The following is a 12957-nucleotide window of genomic DNA, read 5'->3' as shown; positions in this document are numbered from 1 at the left end:
GGTGACTGGATCCCCGCTACAAGGGCGAGCATGACGGAAAGTGGGAGTCGTCCACTGGAAATGCCATCCCCTTGGCACCACGCCACCCGATGCGCTATCACCGCGCAAACGGACTCTACGCATGTTCACGCTTCAGCGCATCGAAACCCATACACAGGAAATCAAGAAAAGCCGGTTTCTTGCCGTGTGCGGCCCTGTATCCAGCGAGCAGGCGGCCAGGGACTTTATCGCCGAACATTCCGATTTGACCGCCAGCCACAATTGCTGGGCCTTCCGCATCGGCCAGGTCTACCGCTTCAGCGACGACGGCGAACCGAGCGGAACGGCGGGGAAACCGATCCTGCAGGCAATCGACGGCCAGTCGCTCGATCATATCGCCATTGTTGTCATCCGCTGGTTCGGCGGCACGCTGCTCGGCAGCGGCGGCCTGATCCGCGCCTATGGCGGCACGGCGGCGATGTGTCTGCGGGCGGCGGAGAAGCTGGAGGTCGTCGAGACCGTCCGCGGGAGCGTCGTTTGTGATTTTTCCGATCTTGCCCTGATCAAGGCGCGGTTGGGCGGACTGGGCGTCACGATACGCGCCGAGACTTTCACCGGCACCGGCGCCAGCCTCTCGCTGCAAATCCCCACGGGCAGCCTTGAAACGGCCTCGGCCATCATCCTCGACCTCAGCCGTGGCCGGGCCGCCCTCATATTGGACGATTAGCAAGGATCGCTTCCGCGCCAAGAATTATAACATCTTGAAAACAATAATGATTTTCTTCAGACCGTATCTTTCTTGAAAGATTGAATGCTGGCCAGCCTGTCATATTCGGAATAGAAACGACGGGTAAACAGGGTTTCCCGTCCGAAACGGGCCGGGATTTGGGACGGCATCGCCGTCCGGCGAGGATTGAGACATGAAAAACAGAATTCTGGGGCGCACCGGCGCCACCATTTCGGAAATCGGCTTCGGCGCCTGGCAGATCGGCGGCTCCTGGGGCGACATTTCCGAGGACGACGGCAAGCGCGCCTTGAATGCAGCGCTGGACGCCGGCGTCACCTTCGTCGATACGGCCGACGTCTATGGCGACGGCCGTTCGGAAAAGATCATCGCGGCCGTGCTGAAGGAACGCGGCGGCGACAAGCCGTTTGTCGCCACCAAGGCCGGCCGCCGGCTGAACCCGCATGTGGCCGACGGCTATACCGGTGCCAATATCGAGGCCTTCATCGACCGCAGCCTTGCCAATCTTGGCGTCGAGACACTCGATCTCGTCCAGCTTCATTGCCCGCCGACGGAAGTCTTCTACCGGCCGGAGGTGTTCGGCGCGCTGGACGATCTGACAGTCAAGGGCAAGATCCGCAACTATGGCGTCTCGGTTTCGAATGTCGAGGAGGCCCTGAAGGCGATCGAATATCCGGGCGTCGCGACGATCCAGATCATCTACAACATCTTCCGCCAGCGCCCGCACGACCTGTTCTTCGAACAGGCGCAAAAGAAGAATGTCGGCATCATCGTCCGCGTACCGCTGGCTTCGGGCCTGCTGTCCGGCAAGATCACCGCCGACACCAAATTCGCCGATGATGACCATCGCAAGTTCAACCGCCATGGCGAATTCTTCGACGTCGGCGAGACCTTCGCCGGCGTGCCGCTGGACGTTGCGCTGGAAGCCGTCGAGCAGGTGCGGCCGCTGGTGCCGCAGGGTGTGTCGATGGCACAGTTTGCGCTCGCCTGGATCCTTGAGAGCAAGGCCGTTTCCGTCATCATCCCCGGCGCCCGCAACGAAGCGCAGGCCCAGGCGAACGCCGCCGCAAGCGACGTTGCCGCCATCCCCAAGGAAACACTGGCGCAACTTGCCGATGTCTACGAGCGCCTGATCAAGGTTCACGTTCACCAGAAGTGGTAGAAAAAAGGGTCGCGCCGAAATTCCGGCGCGACCCTTTCCCCGGATGTTCGGAGGTACCGCGTATGAACGATCCATATCGCCTCTCCCGCTTCATCGAGGCGCAGGAACCGGTCTACGAGACCGCCCTTCGCGAACTGGAACATGGGCGCAAGGAGAGCCACTGGATGTGGTTCATCTTTCCGCAGCTTGCCGGCCTTGGCCATTCGCCGACCGCGCTTCGCTTTGCCATCTCCTCGCTGGAAGAGGCCCGCGCCTATCTGGCGCATCCGCTGCTCGGCGGCCGCCTTGTCCAATGCACACGCACCATCAACGCCGTGCGCAATCGCACCGCGCACCAGATCTTCGGCTCGCCCGACGACATGAAGCTGCGCTCGTCCATGACGCTGTTTCGGCAGGCCGCAACCGACCCGGAGCCGTTCAGGGCCGCGCTTGATCGCTATTTCGGCGGCGAGGCCGATCATCGGACGCTGCAAATTCTGGCGGGCGGCTAGCCGGACAGTGAGCCTCGGGTGCCGGCATGGCGTGCAGAACCGGCACGGGCATGGGCTATGTATTGACGGTCATACCGGGAGACTGGGCCGTTTTTTCCCGCTATAGACACTTTGCCGACGCTCAGTCGCCGGGCCAACCACGACCTAAATCGCCGGAGAACGACATGGCTTTCGATCCGATCAAGGCACTGACCAATTATGCAGATGCGGAATGCTCGGTGCAGTTCTGGGTTGCCGGGACTGAGGCCTCGGTCTTCGCATCGCTGGAAGAGGCCGTGATCTTCGCCCGCGACAATGGGGCCGGCTGGAAAGACGTCGAGATCACCGTGCATCTCGAACACGAAGACATTGTCTATGCAACGGGCAAGACACGCACGTTGATCGAGGCTTTGCGACGCAAGTCATAATGGGGATTGGTGACAGAAATTTGGGGTGAATACAAAATCTATCTGCAGCTACACAAGCATATGTTGATCCCGCACGCCTCCCTCCGATATTGAAAATTGGAACTTATATGTCCCAAAATCTTAGCGCGCCATCTTTCCAGTCATATTTCATCGAAATGTATTTTGGAGAGACCTCCATTTCCAAAGGGACCGCATTCACCGTGACAGGGAGGAACGGCCCCGTGCTCATCACGAACAGGCATAATGTTACGGGTAGGCGCCAGGATGATGATCAACCGCTGTATGATCACGGCGGCGTCCCAGATAGGATGGTTGTTTGGTTTCCTTGTCGCTATAAATTTGGAACTTGGACGAACACGACGATTCGACTTCTCGACGATGACGAGCAACCACTTTGGCACGAGCACCCCACTTTGGGCAAAGCGGCCGACATCGTGGCGATCGCGTGTCCTTTTCCGCAAGATGCTCATGTTGTCGCCTACTCATTAAGCCCTCCAGAACGAGAAATGTTGCTGCGTCCATCAGAAACATTAAGCATCGTCGGCTTTCCGTTTGGCATGAAGGGAGCGGCACAAAGCGCGATTTGGGTATCGGGCTACGTCGCATCAGAAATTGAACTGGATTTTGAAGATCTCCCTCGCTTCCTTGTTGACTGCCGTGGGCGGCCGGGAATGTCAGGATCGCCAGTTCTTGCGTTTCGACCCAGCGGAATGATCAATTTCAAGACTGGAGAATACAAAGCTGCCATGATGAATGGACCAGTATTGGAATTTTTTGGTGTCTACAGTGGAAGGATACACCCAGAATCCGATATCGGAATTGTATGGAAACGCTCGTCTGTCATCCAGCTGGTGGAATCACTCCCTGCCAATTGAACGATGCTACGCGCTGGATGGATAAAGGGACGAGTTAGCATTTTTTATCTGGGGTGCCAAAACTGGCACTTATCTGCAAGGTCGCACCACGACAACGGTACTCGCTATTGGCTTACCACCGCCCTACTTACGCATTGCTTATCACCAGCTCCAGCCCCTGCGCAGGCCGCAGCACTGCTGGCGTAAGATATTGCTTTATTTGAAAAGAAAAATGGTGCACCCGGAGCGATTCGAACGCCCGACCCCCAGATTCGTAGTCTGGTGCTCTATCCAGCTGAGCTACGGGTGCAACTTGCTGCGGTGTCAACCGCTTGCGTGGCGATCCTCTAAAACGTCCGACCGGGGAATGCAAGCGAATTTGCGCGAAAAACTTCTTTTTTGACAGAGGGGCGTTCTTATACCCTTGAAACTGTGGATGGATTCCTGCGTCAAACCTGTCCACAGGTCCGGTTCGCCGGCACTGACGGGCGTTGCAAGAGCCTGCCGGTCAGTGCCAGGCCTTGGAGCGGAAGGCGTCGAGAGGCACAGGCCGATCGGGCAGCTCGATGCGGAAAAGCGTTCCCGGCGTCGGTTTTTCGACAAGCGCGATCGTGCCGCCATGGGCAAGCACCAGTTCGCGGGCGATGGCGAGCCCGAGGCCTGTGCCGCCCGAGCGGGCCGAGCCCCGAAAGGCGGCAAACAGGTTCTCGCGCGCCTTGGGCGGCATGCCGGGGCCGGTATCATCGACGGAGATGCTGACGACGCTGCCGGTGCGCATGGCCGAGACGCTGATCGTGCGGGGAGAGCCGCCATCGGCGTGATCGTTCATCAGCGCCTGTACGGCATTGCGGCAGATATTGTGGACGACGCGAAACAGCTGCTCGCTGTCGGCGTCGATCTGCAGGTCGTCGGGAATCTGGATATGAAACTCGATACCGGCATTCGGGTCGATCGCCAGCATCTCGCCGACGTCGCTCACCAGCGGCCGCAGCTTGACGAAGCGGCGATGCGGTTCCGGCTCGGTCGTCCGGCCGTAGGAGAGCACTTCCGTGGTATAGCCGACGGCGCGGTCGATGGTGCGCAGAAGCGTCGGTGCGAAGCGCTTGACGATCGGATCGTCGACATCGGCGAGACGGTCGGAGATCAGCTGCGCCGACGCCAGGATATTGCGCATGTCGTGATTGATCTTCGAAACGGCAAGACCGAGATCGGCAAGGTTCTTCTGCTGCTTCAGCGTCTTTTGCAACTGCTGCTGCATGGCCGACAGATGCTGGCCGGCGACGGCGAGTTCGTCGCGACCCGGCGCCGGCTCCAGCACGCGGGCGGGATCGGACGGTTCGGCGGAAAAGTCCTGCATGTTGGTGGTCATCCGCCGGATCGGCACGATCATCAGCCGGTTGATCGCCAGGAAAATCAAGGTGGCGGTAAACAGCGAGATGACAATCGACAGGAAGAACACGTTGCGCGAATAGATCAGCATCGCCTTGCGCAGGCTCGCATCTTCCATCACCACCTCGATGATCGCGTCGCTGTCGCCGACCGGCCCATAGATCCGCACGACCTTGTCGCCGCCGAACAGCAGCGTGTCGAAGGCATCGCAGATCGCTGTGACCGGCGTCATGGCGGCGACGTCGTACTGCGCGTCGACCTGCGGCGGCATGTCTTCCGCCGCGATCAGCCGCGATTCGTCCTTGCGCCTGAGCACGATCGCCTTGGTGCCGGTCGCCATCAGGGTTTCCTCCTGCACGGGACGGGAGAGCTGCACACCCTGCAGGCCATCGACCACGACACCGGCCGCCGCCGCCGTATTCAGCCTGTCCTCCAGCCAGCGGATGCGCATGTTGGCGACCGAGGGCACGAAGATCAGCACTTCGGCGAGCATGACGAAGAACACGGTCAAAAGCAGCAGCTTGCCAGAAAGGCCACGAAAGAAGCCGGCGCGTGCCGGCTGCTTTTGAACGACCGTGGTTTCTGTGGTGCCTGTCGTCATGTCCTGCATTTCCGTCGTCTTAGCCGAAACGCCGCAACAGCCGGATGACAGCCCGGACGAACGGCGTTCGCGTTAGGGGCGCATAATAGGCGATGACGGCCCGTTTTCCAATCTCCGTCATGGTCGGATAGGGTGCGACGGCGCTGCGCACATGGCGAAGTGCCTGGCCATTGGCGATTAGCACCGACCACATGTTGATCATCTCGGCCGCGCCGGCGCCGACGATACCGACGCCGAGAATCTTCCCGCGCCGGCCGGCCACGATCTTGATCAAACCTGCGGTGGCGCGCTCCGCCTGGGCGCGGTCGTTTTCGGCATAGGGCCAGCGCAGGACAGCCACCGTCCCATGCCGCTTGCGCGCCTCGTCCTCGTCAAGGCCGACAGACGCTATCTCCGGATCGGTAAAGGTGGCGCGGGGAACGATGGCGCGGTTTTCCCGCGCCGGCAGCCGGAACAGGATTTCGCGCAGCACGAGCGCGGCATGATAATTGGCGGCATGGGTGAATTGCAGCCCGCCGGCCGCGTCGCCGATCGCATAGACGCGGCGGTTGCCGGTGCGCAGGCTGGCATCGACCGCTATGCCGGTTGCCGTCACGGCGATATTAGCCGTCTCGAGGCCAAGCCCGGCGGTATTGCCCTTGCGCCCCGTGGCGAGAAGCAGGGCGCTGCCCTCCACTGTGAGCGGCCCATCCCGATTTTCGCAGTGTAGTCTCAGTCCCTGCCCGGTCTTTTCCACAGCCAGAATGCGGGTATCTTCCAGAATCTCAATGCCTTCGCCGCGCAACCGGTCGAGCACGATGCGCGTCAGTTCCGGGTCTTGTCTGGCAAGCGCACGCCCCGCATCGACGACCGTGACCTTCGCCCCCAGCCGCCGGTGCGCCTGCGCCATCTCCATGCCGACCGGGCCAGCGCCGATGATCACCAGATGCTCCGGCAGGCGTGTCAGGTCGAACACCGTCTCATTGGTGAGGTAGTCGATTTCCGAAAGCCCTGGGATCGGCGGAATGACGGTCGAGGAGCCGGTGGCGATCACGAACCGGCGTGCCCGGATCGTGAAGCCGCCGGCCGATACGGTATCGCGGTCGACAAAGCGCGCGTCGGCCTCGATGACCCGGACGCCCAGGGCAGTGAACCGCTCGACCGAATCATTCGGCGCGATCGCATCGATCACCGAGCGGACATGCGCATGCACCTTTTCGAAATCGATGACGGGTTCGCCGGCCATGACGCCGAATTCGGCTGCCTTGCGCACCGCATGCGCATGCCGGGCAGCGGCGATCAGCGCCTTGGAGGGTACACAGCCATAATTGAGGCAATCGCCGCCCATGCGGCCGCGCTCGATCAGCACGACCGGCACCCCGAAGGCGGCAGCGCCGGCGGCAACCGAAAGCCCCGCCGAACCGCCGCCGATCACGCAGATGTCGGGAGAAAGAATCGTTGTCACGCCGTCAGTCTTTTCCAACATTGCCCGCCGCTTGTCTTTTCTCGCGGACAAATTGCACGATCAGCGGCAGCGCGGCAATGACGGCAAGCGCCGAGAAGGCGAAGCTCAGCTCCCGCGTCAGGAAATCCGACAGCATCAGCAATCTGCCCTCTTGCGCGGCAGTCCCGATCACCTGTTCGCAGCCGCGGCCGAGCCACGTATAGGCAAAGGTGCCGGGCATGATGCCGATGACGGTGGCAAAGGCAAAGGTTCTCAGGCTGACCGGGAAAAAAGCCGGGGCGATATTGACCACGAAGAAGGGAAAGACCGGCGCTAGGCGCAGCACCAGCAGGTAGCCAAAGGCATTCCGGGTAAAGCCGTCGGAAAAACGGCTGAGAAACGGCCCTGCCCGCCGCCGCAGGATATCGCCGAAAACCGTGCGGGCGCCGGCAAACAGAATGCAGGAGCCGATGGTGGCAGCGATAACGACGATGACGCCCCCCATCAACCAGCCGAACAGGAAACCGGCAAAGATCGTCAGCACCGAAGCCGCCGGGACCGACAGGGCCACAACGACGACATAGACGATAAAAAACAGCGCCGCCGCCTTTAGCGGATAGCGCGCGACCATGTCCATCAGCACTGCGCGCTGGTCGGCCAGCCAACCGAGAGAGACATAGCGGTGCCACCCCAGTCCGTAGGCTGCGGCAAGGCCCAGGGCAAGCAGGACCAGCGGCATGAGGCGCAGCACAACCGGCTGCGCATGCTCCGCGGTCTCGGCGTTCGCCGCTGGCACTAGCCGATGGCTCTCCACGTTCGGATGCCGACTTTTCTGATCGTGCTGTTTCATCGCAGCAGCATTAGAAGGAAAGCGCCACCGGAACCAATAACGAATGATCGCGGTTAAAAACGTCGCCGTGATCGAAATGCAAAATCCCGCGGCGATACCGGATCGCCGCGGGATTGTCATTCAGGTCCCGACACGACAACCGGATCAGAACTCTTCCCAATTGTCCTTCGATACGGCAGCGCTTGCCGAGGCTCCTCCACCACCGAAAGCGCGCGCGACCGTGCCCATTATCTTGCGGGCCGGTGACGCGACAGGACGGGTATGTTCGCGAACCGGGGCGGCGGCAACGCGGCGGGGTGCGGCATCGTCCAGCTTGAAGTGCGAGATCAATCGGGCGAGGCTGTCTGCTTCGGCCGAAAGCTTGTGCGTCGCGGCGTTGGCTTCCTCGACCATGGCGGCGTTCTGCTGGGTCACCTGATCCATCTGGTTGACGGCGGTGCTGACCTCGCCGAGCCCGGTCGATTGTTCCCGGGCCGCGATGGCGATCGAGTGGATGTGATCGTTGATGCTCAACACCCGCGTTTCGATCTGGCCGAGAACCTGGCCGGTCTCCTGTACCAGCTTGACGCCGGTTGCGACTTCCGAGCCCGATTTCGCGATCAGGCCCTTGATGTCCTTGGCAGCGCTTGCGGCGCGCTGGGCAAGCTCGCGGACTTCCTGTGCCACGACGGCAAAGCCCTTGCCCGCATCGCCGGCACGGGCCGCTTCGACACCCGCATTCAGTGCGAGCAGGTTGGTCTGGAAGGCGATTTCGTCGATCACATTGGTGATCTGGCCGATCTCGCTGGAGGCCTGCTGGATCCGGCCCATGGCATCGACGGCGTTGCGGACGACTTCGCCCGATTGCGCCGCACTCTGCTTGGCCTCGGTGACCATGACAGTTGCTTCCTGAGCCCGATCGGTCGAGTTGCGGACCGCCGCGGTGATTTCCTCCAGCGCCGCGGACGTTTGCTCGAGCGCTGCGGCCTGCTGTTCGGTGCGCTTGGACAGGTCATCGGCCGCCGACCGCAGCTCGGTCGAGTTGCCGTTGATGGAGTCCGTCGTGGTGCGCACTTCGCGCAGCGTATTCTGCAGGGTGGACAGCGATTCGTTGACGTTCTGCTGCAATTCGGCAAAGGCGCCCTGGAATTTGCCGTTCATATTCTGGGTGAGATCGCCAACCGCAAGGCTGGCGATGACGCGGCGTGTCTCGTTGACGCCGCTATCGACGCCATCAACCAGTTCATTGACGCTGGAGGCGAACCGGTTGAGATCGGCATTGCCGTAGTCCTTGTTGATCCGCTGGGTAAAATCGCCGGCGGCGGCGGCCGAAACGACAACCGCGATGCTCGACTGGAGATCGGCGCTCTTTTCCCGCAGCGCGGTTTCCTGCGCGTTCAGTTCGCGCACGGCCAGGCCATTGCGCTTGAAGACTTCGACGGCGCTCGCCATCTCGCCGATCTCGTCCTTGCGCCCGGCAAAGGGCACCTCGGCATCGAGATCGCCGTCGGCGAGCTGCTTCATCGTTCCTGTCAATTTGAGGATCGGCTGGCTCAGTTCCTTCGTGCCGATGTAGAAGGCCGTGCCGATGCCGATGACAAGACCGAAGCCGGCGGTCAGAAGGACGATCAGGATCATCTTCTGCTGGATGGCGCTCACCTCTGCCTGAATGACATCCAGTGCCGCGCGGTCGGTTTCGACGACGGCGTCGATCTCGGCCTGGAAGGCCTTCCGGTTGGCCCGGTTGAGCTCGTTGTTGCCCTGCTCGTTGGCAGCCTGCGGCGAAACCTCCTGGCTGAGGCGGGCCGTCTCGGTGCGGAACGTGCGGAATTCGGCCGCGCGCTTGACGACGGCGTCGAACGCCGGCAGCTGGTCCTGCGGGATCAACGGACGCCACTCGGTCAAGAGAGTATCGATCTTGCCAAGGTTCTTCATCAGGCCCTCGGCGAAGTTTTTCGACTTCTCGGCCGTCGGAGCCGCGTAGATCCCGCGCGCTTCCATCACCACCCCGGTGACGAGGCGGTTCAGGCGCTCGCCGTTGAAGGCACGATCCGAGGCATTGTCGAACTGTACGAGCCTTGCGTTGTATTGCGTGATCACGGTCAGGGCCATGCCCGTCACGGACAGCGCGATCAGGCTCATCACGCCGACAATGAGATTGATCTTGCCTCGAATTTTCATGGAACGCGTCTCCTTGGAACCGGCAACGGGCCTGAAAGTGGCAACTGACAGGCTCATATATTAGGAGGGACAGTAAGACGTCGATGGTTAACGAACCTCTTCCCGGAATGGAACAATTCTAATATTCCCGCTTTAGGAGTTTGTTTGTATTCTTACATTATCATACTCTAATTTTCAATTGTAAGTTGAATATTACAAATCTTCGCGGCGTGGCACGAGATGCGACCGGCGCGCTCGAAAACAGGCTATTCCCAGCTTTTCCGCTCCGGCAATTGACTTTTGCGGGTCTTTGCTCTTATAAGCCGCCCACGTCCGGACAAGTCCCCTTGCCCTGTGCAATGCCATGCCCGGAACGTAACGCTCCCTTGCTAAGAAGCAAACCCAAGAAGGGCCGCACACCGCGGTATTAAAATAAATGACGAAGCGTACCTATCAACCGTCCAAGCTTGTTCGCAAGCGCCGTCACGGCTTCCGTGCACGTATTGCCACCAAGGGTGGCCGCAAGGTTATCGTTGCCCGCCGGGCACGTGGCCGCAAGCGTCTGTCGGCTTAAGGCCGTCTGGCGCGTGCCGCGTCTTCGCGCACTAACCTTCGCGAAACCTGCACGCGCAGCCTCACGGCGCCGGAGCATCACCGAAACGTCCCCGTGGCCTTCGGTTGCTCCTGTTCCCAGAAGGAGCGCGGGCGAATGACATCACCCAAGCACAACCCAACTGCCGGGCGGCTGAAAAGCCGGCCGCAGTTTCTTGCTGTGCGCAAGGGAGAGCAGCGGAAAGGCCCTCTGTTCCTTCTCGAAGTTCTTGATCGCGGCGAACCGGAAACCGGGCCGCGTGTCGGTTTTACCGTCACCAAGAAGCATGGCAATGCCGTCGAGCGCAACCGGATGCGCCGGCGTCTCAAGGAGGCCGTGCGGCTTTCCGCCGGATTTGCAATGAAGCCCGGACATGACTATGTGATTGTCGCCAGACGCGACCTCTTGAACGCGCCCTTCGAGCGGATCGGCAAGACCCTCAGCGAGCGGATCGAAAACAAGCAAAAATATTCACGGCCGCCGGCCGGCTCCAGGAAAGAATGATGGAAAAAAACCGCAACTACTTCGTGGCGATCGCCCTGTCGGTGCTCATTCTGATCGCCTGGCAGTTTCTCTACGTCAATCCGAAGATGGAGAAGGAACGTCTCGCGGCGGAAGCCCAGCAGAAGATCACCCAGCAGACCCAGCCCGCCGGCACACCTGCCGTTTCGGGCCAGGCCCAGCCGGCAAACGGAGCTGTCCCCGGCGCCGTCGAAAGCCGCGACCAGGCAATCGCCAAGTCTGCCCGTGTATCCATCGACACGGCAGCGCTCAGCGGCTCGATCAATCTGACCGGCGCCCGCTTCGACGACCTGAAGCTCAAGGAATATCACGAGACTGTCGACGACAAGAGCCCGCTGATCACCCTCTTCAGCCCGGCCGATACCAATGACGGCTATTTCACCGAACTCGGCTATATCGGCAACGAGGCGACCGGCACGGTTCCTGGCCCGACGACGGTCTGGACGGTCAAGAGCGGCGACAAGCTGACGACCGAAACGCCTGTCGTGCTGACCTTTACCAACGAGAAGGGTATCGTATTTGAGCGAGCGATCTCGATCGATGAACATTTCATGTTCCAGATCAACGACAAGATCACCAATGGTGCGGCAGCTCCGGCTGCGCTTTCGGCTTACGGCCGGGTGACCCGCTTCAACAAGCCGACCACGCCGAGCGCCTACGTTCTTCACGAAGGCTTCATCGGCGTGATCGGCGAGCATGGCCTCAACGAAGTGGCCTATGGCAAGGTTGAGAACGACGTACCGGCTAACCATGAGAAGGCTACAACCGGCTGGATCGGTATCACGGACAAGTATTGGGCTGCGACAATCGTGCCGCCACAGAACCTTGCCTACGAATCCAAATACGCACATTTCACCGATGGCCGGCCGCGCTTTCAGGCGGACTACAAGCAGGATGCCGTCACGATCGCGCCTGGCCAGTCCACCGACCTGAAGATGCTGGTTTTCGCCGGCGCCAAGCAGGTGCCGCTGGTCGATGGCTATGAGAAGTCCTACTCGATCCCGCAGTTCGACCTCTTGATCGACTGGGGCTGGTTCTACTTCATCACCAAGCCGATGTTCAAACTGATGGACTTCTTCTTCCGCTATTTCGGAAACTTCGGTGTCGCCATTCTCGCAACGACCGTCGTCGTCAAGGCGCTGTTCTTCCCGCTCGCCAGCAAGCAGTACGCTTCGATGGCGAACATGAAGAAGGTTCAGCCGAAGATGGAGGAACTGAAGAAGAAGCACGGCGACGACCGCATGGCGCTGCAGCAGGGCATGATGCAGCTTTACAAGGAAGAGAAGATCAACCCGATTGCCGGCTGCTGGCCGATCCTGTTGCAGATCCCGGTGTTCTTCGCCCTCTACAAGGTGATCTACGTCACCATCGAAATGCGCCACGCGCCGTTCTTCGGCTGGATCCAGGACCTGTCCGCTCCGGATCCGACCTCGCTGTTCAACCTGTTCGGCCTGCTTCCCTTCGAGGTACCGCATATGCTGATGATCGGCGTATGGCCCTTGATCATGGGTGTCACCATGTTCCTGCAGATGCGCATGAACCCGACGCCGCCGGATCCGACCCAGGCGATGCTGTTCACCTGGATGCCGCTGGTCTTCACCTTCATGCTGGCCACCTTCCCGGCCGGTCTGGTCATCTACTGGGCCTGGAACAACACGCTGTCGATCACCCAGCAGGCTTTCATCATGAAACGCCATGGCGCCAAGATCGAACTGTTCGACAATCTGAAAGGATTGTTCGCGAAGAAACCGAAACCGGCCGAATAGGCCGGAAGCGGAAATCACGACTTGAAAAGCCCCGGTT

At 60.7% G+C, this 12957-nt stretch carries 12 protein-coding genes and 1 tRNA gene; 8 read left to right on the top strand and 5 right to left on the bottom strand.

Features of this window, described 5'->3' with window-relative positions; translation table 11 throughout:
* Positions 1 to 121: 121 nt before the first annotated feature.
* From J2Z75_RS08030 to J2Z75_RS08010, 5 genes are all read left to right on the top strand, one after another.
* Positions 122 to 706, top strand: a complete 585-nt coding sequence (locus J2Z75_RS08030) for an IMPACT family protein (RefSeq protein ID WP_209850182.1) — start codon at positions 122 to 124, stop codon at positions 704 to 706.
* Positions 707 to 899: 193 nt separating this feature from the next.
* Complete coding sequence (locus J2Z75_RS08025; protein WP_209850180.1) at positions 900 to 1886, top strand: aldo/keto reductase; 987 nt, start codon at positions 900 to 902, stop codon at positions 1884 to 1886.
* A 62-nt stretch (positions 1887 to 1948) separates the two neighbouring features.
* Entirely contained in the window at positions 1949 to 2377 is a 429-nt protein-coding gene (locus J2Z75_RS08020; protein ID WP_209850178.1) for a DUF1810 domain-containing protein, read from the top strand.
* 164 nt (positions 2378 to 2541) lie between these two features.
* Positions 2542 to 2784 (top strand): hypothetical protein, encoded by a 243-nt coding sequence (locus J2Z75_RS08015; protein WP_209850176.1) that lies wholly within the window; start codon positions 2542 to 2544, stop codon positions 2782 to 2784.
* A 107-nt stretch (positions 2785 to 2891) separates the two neighbouring features.
* Positions 2892 to 3659: a trypsin-like peptidase domain-containing protein gene (locus tag J2Z75_RS08010; RefSeq protein WP_327791246.1), complete on the top strand. Its 768-nt coding sequence runs from the start codon at positions 2892 to 2894 to the stop codon at positions 3657 to 3659.
* A 212-nt stretch (positions 3660 to 3871) separates the two neighbouring features.
* On the opposite strand, the gene J2Z75_RS08005 is transcribed toward J2Z75_RS08010, so the two are convergent.
* From J2Z75_RS08005 to J2Z75_RS07985, 5 genes are all read right to left on the bottom strand, one after another.
* Positions 3872 to 3948, bottom strand: a tRNA-Arg gene (locus J2Z75_RS08005).
* A gap of 198 nt (positions 3949 to 4146) precedes the next feature.
* A complete protein-coding gene (locus J2Z75_RS08000; protein WP_209850172.1) occupies positions 4147 to 5628 on the bottom strand; it encodes a sensor histidine kinase in 1482 nt (493 codons plus the stop codon).
* 19 nt (positions 5629 to 5647) lie between these two features.
* On the bottom strand, positions 5648 to 7072 hold the full coding sequence (locus J2Z75_RS07995) for a dihydrolipoyl dehydrogenase family protein (protein ID WP_209850170.1): 1425 nt from the start codon (positions 7070 to 7072) through the stop codon (positions 5648 to 5650).
* 4 nt (positions 7073 to 7076) lie between these two features.
* Positions 7077 to 7847, bottom strand: coding sequence for a TVP38/TMEM64 family protein (locus tag J2Z75_RS07990; protein WP_327791245.1), 771 nt, complete (start codon positions 7845 to 7847; stop codon positions 7077 to 7079).
* Positions 7848 to 8045: 198 nt separating this feature from the next.
* Positions 8046 to 10061, bottom strand: a complete 2016-nt coding sequence (locus J2Z75_RS07985; RefSeq protein ID WP_209850167.1) for a methyl-accepting chemotaxis protein — start codon at positions 10059 to 10061, stop codon at positions 8046 to 8048.
* Between the two features lie 415 nt (positions 10062 to 10476).
* Between J2Z75_RS07985 and rpmH the strand changes: the two genes are divergently transcribed.
* The 3 genes from rpmH to yidC all read left to right on the top strand — a co-directional run bounded on the left by rpmH (position 10477) and on the right by yidC (position 12920).
* Positions 10477 to 10614 carry a 50S ribosomal protein L34 gene (rpmH, locus tag J2Z75_RS07980; protein ID WP_037104763.1) on the top strand — a complete coding sequence of 46 codons (138 nt, stop codon included), beginning with the start codon at positions 10477 to 10479 and terminating at the stop codon, positions 10612 to 10614.
* A 135-nt stretch (positions 10615 to 10749) separates the two neighbouring features.
* Complete coding sequence (rnpA, locus tag J2Z75_RS07975; RefSeq protein WP_209850164.1) at positions 10750 to 11136, top strand: ribonuclease P protein component; 387 nt, start codon at positions 10750 to 10752, stop codon at positions 11134 to 11136.
* The gene (yidC, locus tag J2Z75_RS07970) at positions 11136 to 12920 is read left to right on the top strand and encodes a membrane protein insertase YidC (RefSeq protein ID WP_209850161.1); all 1785 of its coding nucleotides are present in this window, start codon (positions 11136 to 11138) and stop codon (positions 12918 to 12920) included. The genes rnpA and yidC overlap by 1 nt, the downstream gene beginning before the upstream one ends.
* The last annotated feature ends 37 nt before the right edge of the window (positions 12921 to 12957 follow it).

Origin of the sequence: Rhizobium herbae (genome assembly GCF_017873135.1) — a bacterium.
Classification (GTDB): Bacteria; Pseudomonadota; Alphaproteobacteria; order Rhizobiales; family Rhizobiaceae; genus Pararhizobium; species Pararhizobium herbae.
This window is presented reverse-complemented; position numbering and strand designations above follow the sequence as displayed.